This is a genomic window from uncultured Porphyromonas sp. (genome assembly GCF_915070105.1).
Lineage (GTDB): Bacteria > Bacteroidota > Bacteroidia > Bacteroidales > Porphyromonadaceae > Porphyromonas.
In genome coordinates this window covers 13748-35310 of sequence record NZ_CAJZFJ010000008.1, presented here as the reverse complement: position 1 = coordinate 35310, position 21563 = coordinate 13748, and the positions used below count along the sequence as shown (strand labels likewise).

The 21563-nt window shown below is 51.6% G+C and carries 17 protein-coding genes; 16 read left to right on the top strand and 1 reads right to left on the bottom strand.

Going from position 1 to position 21563, the window contains the following annotated elements; translation table 11 throughout:
* Positions 1 to 44: 44 nt before the first annotated feature.
* A complete protein-coding gene (gene dprA / locus QZ554_RS01675) occupies positions 45 to 1148 on the bottom strand; it encodes a DNA-processing protein DprA (protein ID WP_297193806.1) in 1104 nt (367 codons plus the stop codon).
* 594 nt (positions 1149 to 1742) lie between these two features.
* Here dprA and pyrB point away from each other — a divergent pair.
* The 16 genes from pyrB to kbl all read left to right on the top strand — a co-directional run bounded on the left by pyrB (position 1743) and on the right by kbl (position 20915).
* Positions 1743 to 2654: an aspartate carbamoyltransferase gene (gene pyrB, locus QZ554_RS01670; protein ID WP_297193803.1), complete on the top strand. Its 912-nt coding sequence runs from the start codon at positions 1743 to 1745 to the stop codon at positions 2652 to 2654.
* 23 nt (positions 2655 to 2677) lie between these two features.
* Positions 2678 to 3139, top strand: coding sequence for an aspartate carbamoyltransferase regulatory subunit (locus QZ554_RS01665; protein ID WP_297193802.1), 462 nt, complete (start codon positions 2678 to 2680; stop codon positions 3137 to 3139).
* The gene (locus QZ554_RS01660; protein ID WP_297193800.1) at positions 3136 to 3717 is read left to right on the top strand and encodes a flavin reductase family protein; all 582 of its coding nucleotides are present in this window, start codon (positions 3136 to 3138) and stop codon (positions 3715 to 3717) included. Before QZ554_RS01665 ends, QZ554_RS01660 begins: the two co-directional genes overlap by 4 nt.
* Positions 3718 to 3863: 146 nt before the next feature.
* Positions 3864 to 6440 (top strand): Smr/MutS family protein, encoded by a 2577-nt coding sequence (locus tag QZ554_RS01655; RefSeq protein ID WP_297193798.1) that lies wholly within the window; start codon positions 3864 to 3866, stop codon positions 6438 to 6440.
* A 199-nt stretch (positions 6441 to 6639) separates the two neighbouring features.
* Positions 6640 to 7245 carry a riboflavin synthase gene (locus QZ554_RS01650; protein ID WP_297193796.1) on the top strand — a complete coding sequence of 202 codons (606 nt, stop codon included), beginning with the start codon at positions 6640 to 6642 and terminating at the stop codon, positions 7243 to 7245.
* 26 nt (positions 7246 to 7271) lie between these two features.
* Positions 7272 to 8498 (top strand): type IX secretion system plug protein domain-containing protein, encoded by a 1227-nt coding sequence (locus QZ554_RS01645; RefSeq protein WP_297193794.1) that lies wholly within the window; start codon positions 7272 to 7274, stop codon positions 8496 to 8498.
* Positions 8499 to 8709: 211 nt separating this feature from the next.
* Positions 8710 to 9813, top strand: a complete 1104-nt coding sequence (locus QZ554_RS01640; protein WP_297193792.1) for a hypothetical protein — start codon at positions 8710 to 8712, stop codon at positions 9811 to 9813.
* A gap of 164 nt (positions 9814 to 9977) precedes the next feature.
* The gene (locus QZ554_RS01635; protein WP_297193790.1) at positions 9978 to 11729 is read left to right on the top strand and encodes a phospho-sugar mutase; all 1752 of its coding nucleotides are present in this window, start codon (positions 9978 to 9980) and stop codon (positions 11727 to 11729) included.
* A 91-nt stretch (positions 11730 to 11820) separates the two neighbouring features.
* Positions 11821 to 12546, top strand: a complete 726-nt coding sequence (locus tag QZ554_RS01630) for a 2-phosphosulfolactate phosphatase (protein WP_297193788.1) — start codon at positions 11821 to 11823, stop codon at positions 12544 to 12546.
* Positions 12547 to 12881: 335 nt separating this feature from the next.
* A complete protein-coding gene (locus tag QZ554_RS01625) occupies positions 12882 to 15338 on the top strand; it encodes a TonB-dependent receptor (RefSeq protein WP_297193786.1) in 2457 nt (818 codons plus the stop codon).
* Between the two features lie 657 nt (positions 15339 to 15995).
* On the top strand, positions 15996 to 17048 hold the full coding sequence (nusB, locus tag QZ554_RS01620; protein ID WP_297193784.1) for a transcription antitermination factor NusB: 1053 nt from the start codon (positions 15996 to 15998) through the stop codon (positions 17046 to 17048).
* 50 nt (positions 17049 to 17098) lie between these two features.
* Positions 17099 to 17407 carry a preprotein translocase subunit YajC gene (gene yajC / locus QZ554_RS01615; protein ID WP_297193782.1) on the top strand — a complete coding sequence of 103 codons (309 nt, stop codon included), beginning with the start codon at positions 17099 to 17101 and terminating at the stop codon, positions 17405 to 17407.
* A 125-nt stretch (positions 17408 to 17532) separates the two neighbouring features.
* Complete coding sequence (locus QZ554_RS01610; RefSeq protein ID WP_297193780.1) at positions 17533 to 18558, top strand: CdaR family protein; 1026 nt, start codon at positions 17533 to 17535, stop codon at positions 18556 to 18558.
* A 19-nt stretch (positions 18559 to 18577) separates the two neighbouring features.
* A complete protein-coding gene (gene coaE / locus QZ554_RS01605) occupies positions 18578 to 19183 on the top strand; it encodes a dephospho-CoA kinase (RefSeq protein WP_297193778.1) in 606 nt (201 codons plus the stop codon).
* Between the two features lie 50 nt (positions 19184 to 19233).
* On the top strand, positions 19234 to 19644 hold the full coding sequence (locus QZ554_RS01600) for a DUF5606 domain-containing protein (RefSeq protein ID WP_297193776.1): 411 nt from the start codon (positions 19234 to 19236) through the stop codon (positions 19642 to 19644).
* An 80-nt stretch (positions 19645 to 19724) separates the two neighbouring features.
* A complete protein-coding gene (kbl, locus tag QZ554_RS01595) occupies positions 19725 to 20915 on the top strand; it encodes a glycine C-acetyltransferase (RefSeq protein ID WP_297193774.1) in 1191 nt (396 codons plus the stop codon).
* Positions 20916 to 21563 lie beyond the last annotated feature (648 nt).

Below are 21563 nucleotides of genomic sequence, written 5' to 3'. Positions count from 1 at the left end.
GTCTGCTTTATGAGGGTATAGGGGATTCTTTTCCCCTTTTGCCCCTAGGCGATACGGTATGAGCCTCCTGGTTGGGCTTCGATGAGCCCCTCCAACTCTAGTTCAAAGAGCTGATCACTCATAGCTGCAACTGTCATCGTAAGTGCTCGTGCTAGTTCATCGAGCGTCATCGTCCCCTGCTCATCTAAGAGACGTAGTATGGGATGGCTATAGGAGGGTGCTCCTTGTCTCGTGATGGAGGCTGTCGCCCTTCCATCTACTGGTCTCACCTCTACTCCCCACCCTAGCTCAGAGACAAGCTCATCGATCCCATAGAGCAGATGAGCCCTACTCTCCTCGATAAGCTGATGGCACCCAAGGCTCATGGTATCACCAATACGCCCTGGGACTGCGAACACCTCTCGGTTATACTCTAGGGCAAGACGAGCTGTAGAGAGTGACCCACTCCTACTCCCAGCCTCTATAACGATCGTTGCCTCTGTTAGTCCTGCGATGATCCTATTACGTGCAAGGAAGCTGGAGGGACGAGCCTTCACACCTGGAGCATATTCGCTGACCCACGCTCCTTGCTCCAGCATCTGCTGTGCCTCTCGCCGATGGGCTGCAGGATAAATGGTATCTAGTCCATGGGCAAGCACGGCGATCGTAGGTAGACCACACTCTAGTGCTGAGCGATGAGCTTGGATATCTATGCCATAGGCTAGACCGCTTGTGATGAGGAGGGAGGGGATTCGCTGAGCGAGCTCCGAGATGAGAGAGGTGACTATCCCACGCCCATAGCTAGTGGCATTCCTTGTCCCTACTATACTTAGGCTTCGGAGCTGTTCCCAGCTCTGGAGTGCCCCACGGACATAGAGGATCGTGGGGGCATCAAGACACTGATAGAGAAGATCTGGATAGCCGTCATCGAGGAAGAAATATGGGGTAATCTGCTCTCGCTCACAGACCTCTAGGATCCGATCTGCTTCCATAAGGAGGGCTGAGCTACAGAGCTGCTGGTAGATGTTCTCCGAGAGACGAGGAAGCACTCCACGTAGCTGCTGGGGATGAGTCAAAGTCTCCTCTAGGTCCTCAATATGGTTAATAAAGTATCGTGTCCCCTTAGCCCCCATCCCCTTGATGAGGGAGAGAGCGATCTTGTATCTCATTGGGGTCTCTTCAATAGACGTCATTGAGTATATAGTGTGTGTTAGTTACATGGACAAAGATACAAAACCTCTCTATTTAGCCCTAGAGAAAAGGCCTATATGCCAGAGCCAACACTTGATCACTCTTCGTACTCTCCACTCTTTGACTCTTTTGGGCTGCTATTTCATGCCTAAGGAACTCTTAGCCATATCTCTAATGTGCCTAGGCGTTAGCCCCGAGAATCACACATACTAGAGTGCTACAGAGGACATACTTAGAGCGCAGTTGTGTACACGTGTGTACACAGTAGTATACACGTGGGTATACAGTAGTGTACACACGTGTACACTTTACCCTCCTAGGTAGTAGGTATATGCTTGCTAAATCTACACCCAGAGGATGGGGCTTCTATCTTGAGCGTTGCCTCCTCACCCCCCTTTGCTCTCGACCTCCCATGATCTCATGCCTCAGCTCGGACCTATATGTCCCCTCTTTAGCATACATTAGGATGGGCTCAAACGATATAGACGAGTGGAGCTACTAGGGCTATTCTCACTATCTTTGTATAGGCAAAGCCTATTGTGCCCAGCCTATCAGACCATCATATTAAGGATATGAAGCATTTAGTATCGATCAATCAGCTCTCAGCCGAGGACATCATCCGTCTACTAGATCGGGCAGAGCTATTCGAGCAGAATCCTAACCGTAGACTCCTAGAGGGGCGTGTCATTGCTACCCTCTTCTTCGAGCCCTCGACACGTACTCGTCTCAGCTTCGAGACGGCGGTAAATCGACTCGGAGGGCGTGTCATCGGCTTCTCCGATGCTACGACCTCCAGCTCGTCCAAGGGTGAGTCGCTTAAGGATACCATCTCTATGGTAGCTAACTATGCCGATGCCATCGTCATGCGCCACTACCTAGAGGGAGCAGCACTATATGCATCAGAGCTAGATAGAGCACCTATCGTCAATGCTGGTGATGGTGCTAACCAGCACCCTTCGCAGACCCTACTTGACCTCTACTCGATACGTAAGACACAGGGCACACTAGAGGGTAAAACCATTGCCCTCGTCGGTGACCTGAAGTATGGACGTACGGTGCACTCCCTCATCGTAGGGCTATCACACTTTCATCCAAGCTTCATATTCGTCTCACCACCCGAGCTACGGATGCCAGAGGAGTGCAAGGACTTCTGTCGCCAACATCAGATCCCCTTCGTAGAGACAACAGACTTCTCCAGCGAAGTAATCCAGAGCGTAGATATCCTCTATATGACTCGTGTGCAACGGGAGCGTTTCATTGACCTCGAGGAATATGAGCGAGTAAAGAATGTCTATGTGCTCAATCGAGAGATGCTGACAGGCTGCAGGGAGAACCTACGTGTGCTCCACCCTCTACCCCGTGTCGGGGAGATCGCTCAGGATGTAGATGATACCCCCCAGGCCTACTATGTCCAGCAGGCTCAGAATGGCCTATATGCCCGCCAATCCATCCTCTGCGAGGTACTCGGGATAGAGGTTGATTGACCTAAGACAAGCAATAGAGACTTATGAGAAAAGAGAAAATGCTAGTCGAGGCAATACGTGATGGGAGCGTACTCGACCATATCCCATCAGATCGACTATTTGAGATCGTTAGCCTCCTACGTCTAGAGGAGCTGACGACACCGATCACGATCGGGAACAACCTACAGAGTACACGCCATGAGCGTAAGGGCATCATCAAGGTAGCTGACCACTTCTTCTCTCCAGAGGAGATCGACAAGATAACGCTCTTAGCCCCCGAGGTACATCTCAACATCATCCGAGACTACAAGGTCGTCGAGAAGCGTCAGGTAAGTCTACCCGTGGAGGTGAGAGGCCTCGTGCGCTGTCCCAATCCCAAGTGTATCACCGCTGCAGAACCAATGCAGACCTACTTCCATGTCACGAGAGACACTGAGGGCAGAGGGATCCTAGAGTGCCACTACTGCGGGCGTAAGACCAAGGCAGAGGAGGCTGAGCTACTATGAGAGTAGACTGGAAGCCAGGGACACTGATCTATCCCTTACCTGCAGTCCTGATCAGCTGTGGCTCTATGGAGCGTGGAGAGGCCAATATCCTCACCGCCTCCTGGGTGAGTACAGTCTGTACCAATCCTCCTATGTGTGTCGTGGGCATTCGACCTGAACGTCATTCTCATAGCATCATCAGAGAGCAAGGAGCCTTTGGTATCAACCTCTCTACTGTCTCTATGGCCAAGGAGACAGACTGGTGTGGTGTCGTCTCTGGGAGGAAGGAGGACAAGTTCGCCTCCTGTGGTTTTACGAAAGAGGCTGGGAGCGTACTAGGTGTACCACTCATCGAAGAGTCTCCGATCAGCCTAGAGTGCCAGGTCAGAGAAGTGACGAGCCTCGGAAGCCACGATATGTTCCTAGCGGAGATCGTTGGAATACGTGCTGATGAGGCTTATATTGATCCAGAGACAGGAGCTTTTGACATGAAGCGGGCAGGACTACTCGTCTATGCACACGGGGAATACTTCGGGCTCGGAGACTACATTGGACACTTTGGCTGGTCTGTACGCAAGCGCAAGACGAAGCGTCGCTAATGACTTTCTCCTCTTATCAAGAGTGAAATCGCGCCTATATGGAGCGATGTAGCACTCCACTTCAGATAGGCTAAGCAGAGCCTATGAGGGGGGATTGTGTGCTCCTCTATGGCGCTCACCCTCTATTTAATCATTATATACTAGATATGGGCAAGACTCTTGAGGTCTATCCACATAATTTCGCCGAGAAGATCGGCTATACCGAGGTACAGGCTCTTCTCTCTGAGTATTGTTCCTCCACCCTTGGGCGTGAGCTCGTTCAATCCCTAGAAGCAAGCGCAGACTACGAGCTGATCACCAGGGCTCTAGGAGAGACCTCTGAGATGCTCACCATACTTAGTAGTAGTGTAGCACTACCCTCTCTAGCACTGACTGACTGCCGGGAGGTGCTACAGCGTGTCCGTCCTCAGGGGACATTCGTCGAGGAAGAGGAGCTCTCCGAGCTACTACGCATGTTGGAGACCCTTCATGCCGTACACCGCTTCTTTACCGAAGAGCAGTGTGAGGGATCACGTCTAGACGAAAGCCTCACCTACCACTACCCCCATCTCACCGACCTCGTAGGGAAGAGCTCGACCTATCCCAAGGTAGAGCAACATCTACGTAGCCTACTCACAGACGAGGGGCGACTAAGGGACAATGCCACAAGGGAACTGCTACAGATACGACAATCTATCCGAGAGACAGAGCGTAGCCTATCAGGTATGCTCCAGCGAATACTCCAAGGAGCCCAGCGAGAGGGATGGATCGAGAGCGGTGTACAGCCCGCACTACGAGATGGACGTCTCGTGATCCCCATCGCTCCCATGCACAAGCGTAAGATACGTGGTATCGTGCATGATGAATCTGCCACTGGTAAGACTGTCTATGTAGAGCCCGTAGAGCTCGTCGAGGCCAATAACCGCATACGTGAGCTGGAGGGAGAGGAGCGGCGAGAGATCATCCGTATCCTCACGGAGGTAACCAATCGCCTTCGCCCGAACATCTCTCACCTATTAGTCTCCTATGAGGTCCTTGCCCAGCTAGACTTTATATATGCCAAGGCTCGCTGGGCTCATGAACTGGGGGGAATCTGCCCTCACTTCGCCCAGTATGCAGAGGTAGAGTGGTATGGGGCAAAGCATCCCCTCCTGCTACGTAGCCTAAAGGCTCAGGGACGGAGCATTGTCCCCCTTGACATCCAGCTAAAGACACCAGAGGCTCGCATTCTCTTGATCTCGGGTCCTAATGCGGGGGGGAAGTCCGTCTGCCTCAAGACCGTTGGGCTACTCCAGTATCTAGTACAGAGTGGTATCCCAGTCCCTATGCTGGAGCACTCCCGAATGGGGCTCTTTGACAAGCTCTACATCGACATCGGTGATGAGCAGTCCATAGAGGATGACCTGAGTACCTACAGCTCCCATCTGAGGAATATGAAGCAGTTCGTCCGTGGGTGTGACGAGCAGAGTCTTATACTCATCGATGAGTTTGGAGGGGGGACAGAGCCCACGATAGGTGGAGCCATCGCGCAGGCTCTCCTACATCGCTTCAATGATCAGGGAGCCTTCGGAGTTATCACAACACATTATCAAAATCTCAAGACCTACGCCGAGGAGCATACCGGACTGATCAATGGTGCTATGCTCTATGACCGACATGAGATGCGCCCCCTCTTCCGACTCTCTATCGGTAGACCCGGGAGCTCCTTTGCCATCGAGATCGCCCGCAAGATAGGATTGCCCGAGGAAGTACTGAAGGAGGTTACCGAGGAGGTCGGCTCTGAGTACATCGACATGGACAAGTACCTACAGGACATCATCCGAGACAAGCGCTACTGGGAGGGGAAGCGACAGAGCATACGCAAGGACGAACGTCTCCTGCAGGAGGCTACCGACCGCTATACCGAGGAGACGGATACCCTCAGAGCCCAGCGTAAGAAGATCCTTGATGAGGCTCGTCAGGAGGCCAAACGCCTCATACAAGAGGCCAATGGGAGGATAGAGCGGACTATACGAGAGATCCGAGAGGCTGAGGCAGAGCGAGAGCAGACACGTCTCATCAGGAAGCAGCTATCAGACTTCGCTCAAGAGCTATCAGAGGAGGAGCAGGCCGAGCTATCCGCCTCTACCAAGAAAGCCCAACGAGAGGTAGAGCGTCTACTAGCTCGCCGTAAGCGACAGACAGAGCGTAAGAGCAAGGAGCGAGAGCAGCAGACCAAGCCACAAGACGAGGCTATATCGCCCGATCCCCCCCTGCACCAAGGGACTATCGAGGTGGGCAGCATCGTGCATATTGAGGGGCAAAAGGCGCTGGGCACCATCCTCTCACTGACCCAGCGTGAGGCCATCGTGGGACTTGGTGCTCTGAAGACGACCATACCTCTAAAGCGTCTACACTTAGCCACAGAGGCCGAGGCTCGCCGACACAAGAAGAGCGTAACGCCACAGGAGGCCGTACGCTCGACACAGATCATTGATCAGATCCATCAGAAGCGACTTACCTTCCGACAAGAGATCGATATCCGAGGTGTCCGAGCAAACGAAGCCGTAGATGCAGTCGCTCGCTTTGTAGACGAAGCACTCCAGCTGGGAGTCGGCCAAGTCCGTGTACTGCATGGGACAGGTACAGGTGCACTACGTGAATCAATCCGTAGCTACCTATCTAGCCTCCCTGCGGTACGTACTTTCCACGACGAAGATGTACGCTTCGGGGGGGCTGGGATCACCGTTATTGAGATGGACTAGCGCCATCGCCTCCCACCTTGCCCCAAGTCTATAGGATAGGCATTGAGGCCCAAGTGATGGCACATCCATCCTCACATACACTCGACGAGGGGTGCACAATGAAGCCGAGATATCTTATCTTTGCGCATAGTGTACTTACCCCGTAGTCGGTGTGGAACCTATAAAGATTATCAACACTTAGATATAGAAAGGATCAGATATGTTTTCTGGAATAGTAGAAGCCTGTGGTAAGGTCGTTGCTCTAGAGCAGCACGGAGATAACCTCGACCTCACTCTCTCTTGCCCCTTTGCCCACGAACTCAAGATCGACCAAAGCATCGCTCACAACGGAGTCTGTCTCACTGTGGTCGCCCAGCAAGGGGACACCTATACCGTCACAGCCATCCGTGAGACCCTAGAGAGATCCAATCTAGGTATGCTCCAGATAGGAGATGAGGTCAATCTAGAGCGAAGCATGCTCCTCGGGGGGCGCCTAGATGGGCATATTGTCCAAGGGCATGTAGATATGACGGCCATTTGCACCTCCGTTGAGGAAGCGAATGGGAGCTGGCTCTATCGATTCGAGCATCAGACGGATAAGGCTCTAGCTAAGCAAGGCTATATCACCGTAGAAAAGGGCTCTGTTGCGGTCAATGGAGTGAGCCTCACCGTGTGTGCTTCGCAGAAGACCTCCTTTGGGGTAGCCATCATCCCCTATACACACGAGCATACGAACTTCAAGCACATACGTGTGGGGAGTGTCGTGAACCTCGAGTTTGACATCGTCGGAAAGTATCTCTGCAAGATGCAGGAATACGAGGGATAGAGTCCCGCCTAAGCACCTTGGGTCTTATGAAGCTCCGCTATTTCCTCTGTGTAGTCCTCCTCAGCCTAGTGCCCCTATCCCTCATGGGGCAGATAGGGGCTGTGGAGACTCGGGTCGGAGATGCATCTGCCAAGGTAGCTCCACGTCTCAATATCCTTCAGTTAGGAGGGCAGAATCAGCTACACATATCCTTCGACCTACTCGGGGGAGAGCTACCACTACTCTCCTATCGGGTACGTAGCTATAATGCAGACTGGCAGCCTTCGAAACTACTCCCCATAGAGTATATAGAGGGATTCGACACTTATCACATCGAAGCTCCTAAGCCCAGCAAATCTACCCTCGTCCCCTACGCTCACTACCAGCTGAGCATACCCAATGCGCATACCTCACTCAAGAGATCGGGCAACTACCGACTAGAGGTATTCTCCGAGGATGAGCCAGAGAAGATCCTCTTAGAGATACCCTTTGTCATCGTAGAGTCTCTCTTCTCCATACGAGCACGAGTGACGGATGAAGCATGGCAAGACTACAAGGGGAAGCATCAGCAGGTAGATATACAGGTCTCTGCCCCCAATGCCCTACCCAGACTAGATAGGGAGATAAAGGTCGTCGTCCTACAGAATGCTCGATGGGATAATGCTGTCACTCTCACCAGCCCCTACACTCATATCGGGAGAGAGCTACGCTATGAACAGCAGTATGGAGCTCGATTCGCTGGGGGGAACAGCTACTTCCGTCTCGAGCATCTCTCCGATCGCTCTGTGGGCTTAGGTGTAGAGCAAATCATTCCCCTACAGGGACGCTATCAGCTCCTGCTCCGTGCAGAGACCAATCGTAGCCTGCTAGCCTACCGACAGGAGGAGAGCCATCAGGGGCTACAGATCACACGTATGATGGGGAGTAATGATCCTGAGACAGAGGCTGACTACCATGAGGTACTCTTTCGGTTTGTGAGCCCTCGCTTAAGCGGTGGGGATGTAGTCCTAGAGGGTGAAGCCTTTCGCCACCTACCTATGGAGCAGCGTACTCTACTCTATAACAAGGGGGAGCAGAGATACGAGGGGAAGCTCCTCCTGAAGATGGGCTATCAAGAATATCTCCCTCTCTTCAAGCCTCAGGGAGAAAATAGGCTCCTTAGCCAGCCAACTGTAGGAGATCATCACCAAACAAAGAACCAATACACGATACTGGTCTATCATCACTCTCCATCTGATCAAGCAGACCGCCTCGTAGCCGCCTCCGAGCTATAAGGAAACCAATCCCTACGAACAAGGCTCTGATACATATTCACTATCTTTGCCTTGAGATATTTACAATCATTAGTCATTTAAAAGGAAAAGACAGATGAGAAAAGGACTCATATGGATGGCACTAGCCTCCCTTACATTCGTACTATCAGCGTGTGGTAGCAAGTCAAGAAATGAACCTACTCCCCCTCCATCGAATAATATCGGCAAGATAGTGGATAACGATACCAACGGGAATAAAGCCCTCGCAGCACCCGTTTACTTCCGCATCCCTAAGGGGACAAGCTTTAGACTCCAAGTCAAGGGTACTGGCACTCTAACACTTATCGGAGCAAAGGCCTCTACAGAGAAACTTACTTACGTCGCTGGAGATGCAGGAGTCGTCGGGATTGAGGGTTCTCTCGCTGCTCTAGAGATTATAGCTGATGGCATCTCTGAGTTTAAGGTAGGCAAGGCCTCATCTACCCTCAAGCACTTTACGCTCTTAACCACAGGGCGTGGTGATCAGCAGGTGTCCTCTATCGACCTAACGAATGCACCTGAGCTCACCTACCTCTGGTTAGCTGGCCATGTGCTCGATCATCTTGACCTAACCCATCAGACGAAGCTCAAGGAGCTTGGACTAGGGAGCTACAATACGGGGCTTCCAAACTTTAAGGGCAAGGAACGCTCCAGTAACTACAAGAAGGTAAGCCTACCTATAAACAATATGCTCGAGGTCTTCATCTCTCGCTCTCCCCTCACCAACCAGAGCTTAGATCTAGATAACCTACCCAAGATTAAGCAATTCCGAGCACAGTCTCCCAGCTTCACGGAGGTCTCCTTCGACAAGAGTCGAGATCTAGAAGTCCTTGTCATTGATAGACCTAGTGGAGGCGGAGGATTCAGTCTTGAGCTAGAGAATATGCCTAGACTTAAGGATATAACCCTTCGGGATACACATGTCACAACCGCCAAGCTACATAACTTGCCTTCGCTAGGGAAGGACAGTAACATCACGATTGCAGTTGGCACTAAGGAGCTAGACCTCGCTGGCATTCCTCAGGCTATGCTTCCTGTTCTCCTGGGGATGTTCTCACCTGCAACAGTTGAGAAGCTGGATGTGACAGGCGCAGATGTCACGACACTTGATGTCTCCAAGTTTGTAAAGCTCATCGCTCTTAAGGTCAAGGGCACTGGCCTGAGCGAAGCAGAGCTTGTCAAGACCATCGGTCAGCTCACAGCCCCCAGCGGTCAGCTGGAGATCGAGGCAGCTCGCCTCACTGCAAATGTCCAAAACGCTCTTACCACCAAGGGCTGGACTGCTAAGACCAACTAAGAAGGTGTAGGGAAATCCCCTGCAACATAGACAAGAGACCCCACACATGGAGCTCATGAAGAGCCTTTGTGTGGGGTCTTTATATACATTACCTTGTAAAAACCTTATCTTTGCCTTATATATCCACAGCAAGTAATCAGTGACACAATCATAATCCAAGACTCATGGAGCAAAATGAATTCCTAGCACAAGTACGTGCTAAAGCAAATGGATGGCTCGCCTCAGGCTACGATGCTGAGACTAGAGCAGAAGTCCAAAGACTTCTAGACAATCCCGACACGACAGAGCTCGTTGAGGCCTTCTACAAGGATCTAGAGTTCGGTACGGGTGGCCTACGTGGGATCATGGGCGTAGGCTCCAATCGCATGAACCGCTATACCGTCGGTGCAGCAACACAGGGTCTAGCTAATTACCTCAAGCGAGAGTTCGCCTCTCTCCCTCAGATCTCAGTCGCTATCGGGCATGACTGTCGCAATAATAGCAACGTCTTCGCTCGCATCACGGCTGAGGTATTCTCAGCCAATGGCATCAAGGTCTATCTCTTCGAGAGCCTTCGTCCTACCCCTGAGGTCTCCTTTGCTATCCGTGAGCTAGGATGCCAGGGTGGAGTTATGATCACAGCCTCCCACAATCCCAAGGAGTATAACGGCTACAAGGCCTACTGGAGTGATGGTGCACAGATGATCGCCCCCCACGATCGCAATACGATCATTGAGGTGAACAAGGTCACGAAGGTCGAGGACATCCACTTCGAAGCCCGTCCAGAGCTCATCCAGCTCATCGGCGAAGACTTCGACAAGAAGTTCATTGAGCGCGTCGCTAGCCTATCTGCCCCTCAGCGTGAGGCCATCGCTCGCCATCACGACATGAAGATCATCTATACCCCTATCCACGGCACAGGCGTACGTATCATCCCCGAGGCTCTGCGAGCTATCGGCTTCACCAATATCATCAATGTGCCCGAGCAGGATGTCGTCAGTGGCAACTTCCCCACGGTCTACTCACCCAACCCCGAGGAGCCAGCAGCCCTAGAGCTAGCTATCGCTCGTGCTGAGGCTACGGGTGCCGACCTTGTCCTGGCCTCTGACCCCGATGCCGACCGTATCGGTGTCGCTGTCCGCAATAACGAGGGCAAGATGGTACTGATCAACGGGAATGAGATCTGCACACTCCTCGTCTACTATGCCATCATGAGTCGCAAGGAGTCTGGTCTCTTGAAGAGCGAAGACTATGTCGTCAAGACCATCGTCACGACAGAGCTCATCCGTGAGATCGCACAGCGCAACGAGGTGACGCTCTATGACTGCTACACGGGCTTCAAGTGGATCGCAGACGTCATACGTCAGAACGAAGGCAAGCGCAACTATATCGGCGGTGGCGAGGAGAGCTATGGCTTCCTACGTGAGGACTTCATCCGAGACAAGAGCTCTGTATCTGCCTGCTGTATGTTCGCTGAGCTAGCGGCATGGGCTCGTGATAGAGGCATGTCCATCTACCAGCTCCTGCAGAAGGTCTTCCTCGAGTATGGTCTCTACAAGGAACAGGGAGTAAGTGTCGTACGCAAGGGCAAGACCGGTGCTGAGGAGATCGAAGCAATGATGAAGAACTTCCGTGAGAATCCCCTAAAGAATCTTGCAGGGAGTCCTGTCGTAGAGATCCTCGACTATGCTAAGCTAGAGGGACGCTGGCTCGACAAGGGCGAAGTCTTCACACTCGACATGCCTACCACCAGCAACGTCCTCCAGTACAAGACAGCCGATGGTACGAAGGTATCAATCCGCCCCTCTGGGACAGAGCCTAAGATCAAGTTCTACATCGGTGTCCGTGGTAAGGTTGCATCCGTAGAGGAATTCCCCTCTGCTGAGGCTGCTTGCCTAGACAAGATAGCGACCATTCGCCAGGAGCTCGGGATCTAAGCTCCCACTCTGCATCACTCTAGCCAAGGGGGCTCTACTACGACCTCAGCTGTCGTCAGTAGAGCCTCCTTTGCTCTGTATATACCGTCCTATGAATATCTACCTTTGTCCCTCGCCAGAGCTCTATTCGCTCTATCATCGTCCCGACACGATCGTCATCATCGTAGATATCTTCCGTGCCTCTACGACTATGGTCACAGCCCTAGGGCATGGGGCTCGTAGTATCATCCCAGTATCCACTACTGAGGAGGCAGAGACGCTTGGTCATACACTTAGTTGTCTCATCGCGGCAGAGCGCAACGTCCAGCGTTGCCCCTTCGCCCAGCTAGGGAATGACCCAGCCGAGTACACAGCAGAGCTAGTCTCGGGAAAGGATATCGTCTTCACTACGACCAATGGTACCCGAGCGCTCAACATAGCCAAGGAGCATGGTGTGGAAGAGATCCTCGTCGGAGCATTCATCAACCTCCGCTCTACCCTCCACTATTGCCACCAGCTGGGGAAGGATATCCTCGTCCTAGCAGCAGGCTGGAAAGGGAAGATGGCACTCGAGGACACGCTCTATGCTGGGGCATTGGCTGCTCTAGCTGAGGGGGAGCAGATCGGTAGTGCTGCTGATGATGGGAGTCGTATTCATCGGGATCTATGGCGAGCCTATGCCGAGGAATACACCCAGCGCATCAACTATATCCAGCAGTCCGAGCACTATACACGGCTCGTACGTGCAGGCTTTGAGTCTGCAGTTCCCTACTGCATGAGCCTTGATATAGCTCCTATTGTAGCTCGGCTGGAGGGGGATCGCCTACGTGCCCTTTAGCTTATAGCCCCAAACTTCTCGCTCATCTGTCGCCCCTGTTCCATTGACTATATGGAGCAGGGGCGACACTTCTATCTCTCCCGCCATAGATAGGAGGTAGCTCCTAGAGCCTAGCTAAGAACGCCCTACCCAACACGTGGAAGCCCCCCTAGGCTTATACTTTACTTGTAGGGAGAGCGGAATAAGAACCATATACATTGGTCTCTACACTTGTTCCTGAGTTCAAATGTACACCACAGAGCGTACCACTAGGTACTTGCTCCGCTGTCCCCAAATCTCTAAATTTGTTCCTTGTAAACGTATCTTACAGAAAGAATAACCGAGCAAGTTCAGATATGATGAAACGAACTAACTGCACATGGTGGCTCCTGACGCTACTTGTGGCTTTTGTCACACAGATTCCCTTTGCCCAAAGTCAGAATAGCGGCAAGCCCAAAGAACGATTCCACATAAGCGGTCGGATACAGAGTACCTCAGGAATGGGTATACCCGACTGTAGTGTAGCTCTTTGGAGGAGTCAAGACTCCGTACTCATCTCGGCGAGCATCTCGGGCAGAGGGGGTGACTTTGCATTTGCAGACCTTCCTCCGGATGATTATTATCTCCAGCTGGCACACATGGGCTACGAAAGGCGACGAGTGGACATCTCCCTACATCCTGAAGACCTTAGCCTCCCCCCGATCGTACTGCGAGAGTTGATGAACACCCTCTCCGAGATCATCGTCACAGCCAAGCGGCCTCTGATCAAGATGAAAGGCGGAGGACAAATCCACTATGCAGTATCTGCAGACCCTCTAGCCAAGCACTCTTCTCTCTACCAGATCCTACAGAGAGTGCCACTCGTCTCACTCACCAGTGCAGGCATCGCCATTAAGGGAAGCATACCGCCCACCTACTACATCAATGGTATCCCCGCCCCACAGCTAAACCAAAATCCTCTCGAAGCACTCAAGGCTATGCGAGCAGATCAGGTCCAAGAGATACAGCTGATAACCACCCCTGGGGCTCAGTATGACGGAGACTTTGCAGGTGGAGTCATCAACATCGTGATGAAGCAACACCTTAGCTCATCCCTCACGGCAAGCCTTGGCAGCACGATCAACACACGCAATCAGTATGGCGGTAATGGCTCGCTCTCCCTGCAACTAGGAAAGGTGGTAGCGCAAGCCAGCATCTCCTATTCCAATCAAAGTGGTTATAAGGAACGTTGGGGACTAGACCGCATAGCCTACAACGATACTCAAAGGCATCACTTCCACCAAGAGAAGGAGCGTGAGTACGACAAGAATAGTGCAATGCTATCGTCACTCAACCTCTCGTGGAGTCCTAATGCAAGTAATCTCATCAATGCATACCTCAACTATACCAGGCTTAACACTCGGGGTACGGGTCGGCAGACGCACCGCATGCACAACCAGTCGGGGGCACTGAACTACGGCTTCCTCGTCAATGAGCGAAGTGATACAGAGTATGAGACCCTCAGCTTCTCCTCTAGCTACCAACGTAAATGGGGAAAGGATGCAACACTACTCCTCATGTACCAGCTTACCGATATGCCCAAGGCTCTTGATGACACCTATTTAGTCGAGCAGCGAATGAACTATACGGGGGATAACCAACGTATGAAGCAGAAGACGCACAACAAAGAGCATACCCTCCAGAGTGACTTTAGCTACTCACTATCCCCCGTACATAAGCTGAACGTAGGGGTCAAGCATATCATCCGTACAAACAGCAACGACTCAGAGCTCCATCACCAAGATCTCGGAGGAGCATGGCAGGTAGAGAGCAACCCTGGTGACCACTTTGCACATCAGCAACGAGTCCTAGGCATCTATGGGGAGTACCAAGTAGTCAAGGAGCCTTGGATCCTCCGCTTAGGACTGCGCAAGGAGTGGACACGAGAGAAGGTCTCCTATGTCCTACAGCCGAGGGATGACTTCCGCACGAGCTCTGACGACTGGTTCCTTTCGTTACTAGCATCCTACGAACTATCGGCATCTAGCACCCTCAGCCTAAGCTATCGAAGCAACATTACGAGACCAAGTATCAGACACCTCAGCCCTAGATCTATCCTACAAGATCCGTCCTATGTCTACTATGGGAATCCTAAGCTAAGGAGCGAGAAGCACCACACTTGGGGCTCAGAATGGTCGTACACCAAGGATGAGCTACTCCTAAACCTCAGTGCTTCGTACAGCTACAGCAATAATGCGATCCAGGCTGACCTCGGGGTGCTACCTGAGGGAGGTATGTATCGCACGTTTAGCAATGCAGGTAGGTATCGGGATGCTAGCTTGTCGGGTTATGGATCCTATTCGTTCAGCAAGGTCGTCAGCGCTTCGCTAGAGGCAAGTACCCAATACCGCATACTAGAGGGTGCGCTCGCTGGGAGCTTGACCTCTAGTCGAGGCTGGACTGGGAGTTTATCCTCAACGATCAACCTAAACCTCCCCAAGGACTATTACCTAAGCCTATATGGGGGCTACAACTTCCCTCATATCTCACTAGAGGGTAGAGGCTACAACTTCTACCACTGCGGGGGCTCCTTGGCGAAAAGCTTTCTCAATGACCGCCTCAACCTATCTCTAACTGCGATCGACTTCCTATGGGGAACGAAGGACTACCATCGAGCCTATCAGACCCCAGACTTCTATGGCAAATCCACATATCAGAACTATGGCTTCCTGCTGGAGCTAGAGGTAACCTACCGCTTCAATACTAAGAGGGTCAGTGTCTCCAAGGCTTCCAAGAGAATACAGAACAATGATGTAGCGACCTTCGGGGAATAGGATCTTTATAGGTATGCCCCCATACCTGCATAGAGGTATCGTGCGAGGACATAAGATATAGAGCAATAGTAGGCCTCCACAGGTAGAAAAGCTATGTTGAGGGCAAGCGAGACATCCCATACTTAGCCGGTGTACCTAGTCAGGGCCAACGCATGATTTCGCTCACACACTCCTGCCTTTGGATCTTCGGAGGTATCATTTCATATCCCAGGGAGCCTTAGCCCATCACTCAAGATCCTAGGCATTATCCCCAAGGAATAGACATACAAGCGAGCCCTAGAGAGGAGATACTTAGAGCGCACTTGTGTACACGCGTGTATACAGTTGTGTACACGTGGGTATACAGTTGTGTACACACGTGTATACTCATCCCTCCTAGGTAGGAGGTGTTCGCTTGGCATATCTATGCTGGGACATAGACACTTCTATCTTCTAGCTTCAGCGTATGCTCCTTGACGACCTTGCCCTCGCACTATAGTGATTTTATGCGTCAGCCCTGTTCGGCACTCCCCCCAGTAGGCATTATTTCCTGAATCGTCGTATATTTGTGTGCTCTATAGCTTCTCGGCGATCTTTGGCTAGTGGATAGATACAGTATCTTCGTGTGCTGGCATAGACTTCGTAGAGCCTATCTGGAGCATATGTGACTACTGAATTATGATCAATAGAGTACTTATACGCACCCGTGTCCTACAGACAGCCTATGCTCACCTCCATCGAGGAGAGCTGAAGCTGACCGCTGCAGAGCAAGATCTACAGCTCAGCCTAGAGCGCACATACGACCTCTATCTGTACCTACTCCAGCTCATCCCTTCCCTCACTGACTTCTATCAAGAGGTACTGGACATCCGTCGTAGGAAGCACCTTGCTACCCACGAGGAGCGTACCCCGAACCTCCGTCTGGTAGAGAACCGCTTCGCTCGTCAGCTAGCTTCCTCTGAGAAGCTCCAGTTGTGGTACGAACAGTTCGGTCTACGCTGGGAGGAAGATGAGGCACTACTTCGCCATCTCATTCGCCTCATAGAGGACTCCAGCCTCTATGCAAGCTACCTGAGCAATAAAGAAACTAGCTACGAGGGTGACCAAACCTTCTGGGCAGATGTCTTCCATCAGCTCTTTGCCCAAGATGAGCATCTCAATGAATGGCTGGAGCAGCACTCCCTATACTGGGAGGATGACCTACAGGTATTGGAGAAGATCGAGTGCGAAGAGCGCCCATCAGGGGAAGAAGAACAGATCCAGCAGGTAATATCGGAAGCTAAGGAGCAGGGGACATATCAAGCTTCACGCTTCGAGAACGGCCCCGTAGAGATCGTCAAGGACTTTGTCGAGAAGTCTCTACGTAAGGCTAGCGAGGAGCTCCCGATTGATGATCAGTTCCTACCTATGTTCAGAGACAGCGAGGATGAGACCTTCGCTCGTCACCTGCTACGACAGGTGCTCCTAAAGCAGGAGGAGTATCTACAGCTCATCGAACCCATCCTGACCGAGGGATGGAGCAGCGAACGTCTAGCAGACATTGATGCTCTCCTACTGAGACTGGGGGTGGCAGAGTTCCTACATTTCCCTGGTATTCCTACCCACATCACGATCAACGAATACGTAGAGCTAGCGAAGCATTACTCTACCGCTCATAGTGCAGCCTTTGTCAATGGGATCCTAGATGCCATGGCTAAGAAGCTCCGAGAGGAAGGTAAGATACTCAAGTAACAAAGCCTAGGTACAACAATCATACTAACCAATAATAAAGATTAGAAACAATGGAAACAATCCTCCTCCAAGCACAGGCCCAGCAGGGCAGTGGATGGACATCGATCATCATGATGGCTGCCGTAGTACTCATCTTCTGGCTCTTCATGATCCGTCCACAACAGAAGCGACAGAAGGAAGTACAGCAGAAGCGAGAAGCACTGACTACGGGCGACCGTATCGTCACCTCAGGAGGACTCTTCGGAGTAATCCGTGATATCAAGGAGAAGGAGTTCGTTGTCGAGATCGCTGATGGAGTACGTGTCCGAGTAGATAAGGGCTCCGTCTATCCCGCAGCGGATGATCAGGGACAGAGATAGAGCTTAGCTCCCCCAACACTATAAGAGAGGCTGTCTTCTCGGAGCCAAGCACTCTGAGAGATAGCCTCTCCTCACTACACCTAGACTAAGACAGCAGTCAGACTCACCCCAATCATCACTAGGCTATGCAACTGGATCTAAAGAGTATCAAGAGGCGTAAAGGGCAAAAGGCTGATAGCCTCACCCCAGACCTGAAGAAAAAGAGGACAGGACAAATCCTGACCTTCCTCTTCTTCGTCTTCCTCTCGGCTATCTTTTGGTTCATACAGAGCCTACAGATGCGCTTCCCATACGTCCTTCACATCCCTATCGAATATGACTCGATACCACCTGAGATCGGACTCCAAAGCCATCTACCTGAGTCCATCGAGGTCAGTCTAGAGGACGAGGGGAGTAATATACTAGAGTACTCCATACGGGGAGCTAGTCCCATCCGCCTGAACCTCATACGACACAAGGATGCCAGTGAGAGCTTCTCCATAAGTAGTTCTCAGCTCGGGCAGGAGGTACGTAAGCGACTCTCTTCCTCAGCTCGCGTCACAGCCATTACCCCTGCCTCTATAGATGTGATGGCCTATCGTAGGGCTCGCAAGGTAGTACCAATCTCCATCAGTAGTCTCCCTCTAGTAGCTCAAGGTTATTCCCTTGGAGAGGTCGAACTAACCCCCTCCGAGGTAACAATCTTTGCTCCAGCTAAGGTGCTTGATACGATACATTCTATACGTACTGCACCATTTGAGGAGCAACTCCTTGAGGCTACTACAACGACCAAGGTCAAGCTCCTCCTACCCGAGGGTGTATATGCCTCTCTCAGCCTCATACAGGCACACCTCCCCGTGGAGCAACTCACCGAACAGACCTTTACACTCCCTGTCTCTGTGAGGGGTGCACCAGAGGGATACACTCTACTCCCTCTCCCCAGCAACATAAGCCTGCAGATTACCCTGCCTCGCTCACGCTATACCGAGGTACAAGCTGGAGACTTCGAGGTCTCGGTATCCTACCCCCAGCAGGAGCAAACAAAAAATAGTGAGATCCCCCGAGAGCTCATCCTCGAGCTAACCAAGAAGCCTGATTGGCTACGACACTACCGACTCTCCCCCGATCGTGTACAATATGTGATCGAGGAGCATAAAGTCTCTAAGAACTAAGGGCAGCGCAGAGTGTATCATGACAGAGCCCAAGATTTTCACCCTAGGTATCACAGGCGGTATAGGCAGTGGCAAGAGCTATGTGGCCAGACTACTTGCAGTGCGAGGTATCCCCGTCTATGATACGGATAGCCGAGCTAAGGCTCTCTATGATGAGGACAGCACACTACGAGAGGAATTGATAAAACTTTTTGGAGACAGACTCTATGCAACCGCAGATGGTAGACTAGACCGCAGTGCTTTAGCTGAGATTATCTTCAGTGATCGAGCGCAACTGGAGCGAATCAATACCTTAGTCCATCCTGCTGTACGGCGAGACTTCCTTCGCTGGAGAAAGGCTCTGATCACGGAGGGATTCGGTCTATGTGCTATAGAGAGTGCTCTCCTCCTAGACGCAGGGCTAGATGCCTATGCCGATCGGAGCATCGCTGTAGTGGCATCGGATGCCCTTCGCCTAGAGCGGGCGATGAAGCGTGACGGAGTCCAGCAGGAAGCCATACGCGCTCGGATGGCCCACCAGCTACCTCAGCAGGAGATGATACGGCGCTGTGACTACACGATCTACAACGAGCCACCTCATGACCTAGAGGCACAGATCGAAGATATACTTACCGATATTGCGTAAGATTATATACATTTGCACCAAGATAAATCAGAATAGACAACGATCTAGTTATGTTGAAGACCATTCTCTCTGTCTCTGGCAAGCCAGGGCTCTACCGTCTCCTATCACAGGGGAAGAACAACCTCATCGTCGAGTCCCTCCAGACAGGGCAGCGTATCCCCATCCACCCAAAGGATCGGGTCGTATCACTGGGAGACATCTCGATGTTCACTGATGCTGAGGATGTGGCTCTCTCGGAGGTACTCACTCGTGTACACCAGCGACAGGCAGGAGCACCATTCGCAGATGACCTGCTCAAGGATGGCGAAGCTCTACGATCAGCCTTCGCAGAGGTGCTCCCCTCCTATGATCGTGACCGAGTCTACACATCAGATATCAAGAAGCTCTTCACGTGGTATAACATACTCGTCTCGGCGAATATCACCACCTTCACCGAAGAGGAGGAGCCTAAAGACAACTAAGCAAGTATTCATGAGGGTAGCTTCCTATTATATGGGAGCTACCCTCTCTCTGTCTAACACACATACATACATCTAAGATTATGTTCAAAGGCATGAAGAAGTACCTCTCCGAGGAACTGAAAGCCATCGATGAGGCGGGGCTCTACAAGAGAGAACGTATCATCATCACCCCGCAGACTGCTGACATCAAGATCAGCTCTGGGCAGGAAGTCATCAACTTCTGCGCTAACAACTACCTTGGCCTATCCGATCACCCTCGCCTCATCCAGGCTGCTAAGGCAGCCATGGATAGCCATGGCTTCGGGATGAGTTCTGTACGCTTCATTTGTGGTACTCAAGACATCCACAAGGAGCTGGAGCAGGCTATCGCACGCTACTTCCATACCGAGGATACTATCCTCTATGCAGCCTGCTTCGATGCAAATGGTGGTGTCTTCGAGCCTCTATTTGGCCCAGAGGATGCCATCATCAGCGATGCTCTGAACCACGCATCCATTATCGATGGTGTACGCCTATGTAAGGCTCAGCGCTATCGCTATGAGAATGCCAACATGGAGGATCTCGAGCGTGTACTCCAGGAGGCACAGTCTGCACGCTTCCGTATCATCGTCACCGATGGGGTCTTCTCCATGGATGGTAACGTAGCTCCTATGGACAAGATCTGTGATCTTGCCGATAAGTACGATGCGCTCGTTATGGTAGACGAATGCCACTCTGCGGGTGTCGTCGGAGCTACTGGCCGTGGTGTAGCTGAGCAGTTCAATTGCTATGGACGTATTGACATCCATACAGGCACGCTGGGCAAGGCTTTCGGTGGCGCTATCGGTGGCTTCACCACAGGTCCTAAGGAAGTGATCGACATGCTACGTCAGCGCTCACGTCCTTATCTCTTCAGCAACTCTATTCCCCCCGCTGTAGTAGGTGCAGGGCTAGAAGTCTTCAAGATGCTTGAGGAGAGCGATGCACTCCACACCAAGCTCATGGAGAACGTGGTCTACTTCAGAGACAAGATGATGGCTGCAGGCTTTGACATCAAGCCTACGCAGTCCGCGATCTGCGCCGTAATGCTCTACGATGCCAAGCTCTCTCAGGAGTACGCAGCACGCCTCATTGAGGAAGGTATCTACGTCACAGGCTTCTATTACCCAGTTGTTCCCAAGGGACAAGCTCGTATCCGAGTACAGCTCTCTGCTGCACACGAACGTCATCACCTTGACAAGGCCATCGAAGCCTTCATCAAGGTTGGTCGTGAACTAGGAGCCCTCAAGTAGAGTCTCCAACGACTCACGAACCATACAAAGTAAGCCCTATAGGTGTGTTACCTATAGGGCTTACTTTTTGAGAGGGAGGGGAGATATACATAACACCCAAACCATAACACAAGATTCCCTTCCATATAGACTGACTCTCTACACCTTACCAATACATTTCTCTTTTCCAGTAATAAACCGTACCCGCCACTTACAAGTACTTATCCTCTAATTACTTATAAGGACATTATTCGGCTACTTAAATTCCGATATAGCCCCTGTTCACACCCTGTAGAAACAAAAGAACACGACATCTGAGTTTTCTGGATATACTGTGAACCATCAAGTAACAAGCGACTTGGCTAGAGGAAAGAAGAGCATGATTCATACCTGAGAGTCTAGGAGCTGAGAGAAGACTCCGAAGGCTCTAGGAGAGGAGATATGATTGCCATGGTGGGGACAAGTAATGTTCATCCCAATCACCTTACATAGGTGATTGGTGGGGACATATAATGTTCGCCTCTGTCACCTATGTAAGGTGACAGAGGCGAACATTATATGTCCTATATCCCCTTCTCGGTATGTCCTATTTTGCCCTCTTGGGATGCCCTATATAAAAGAGAAATGGAAAGGATTTCTCTAGTGATTATCTAGTCTGAAATGAATAGT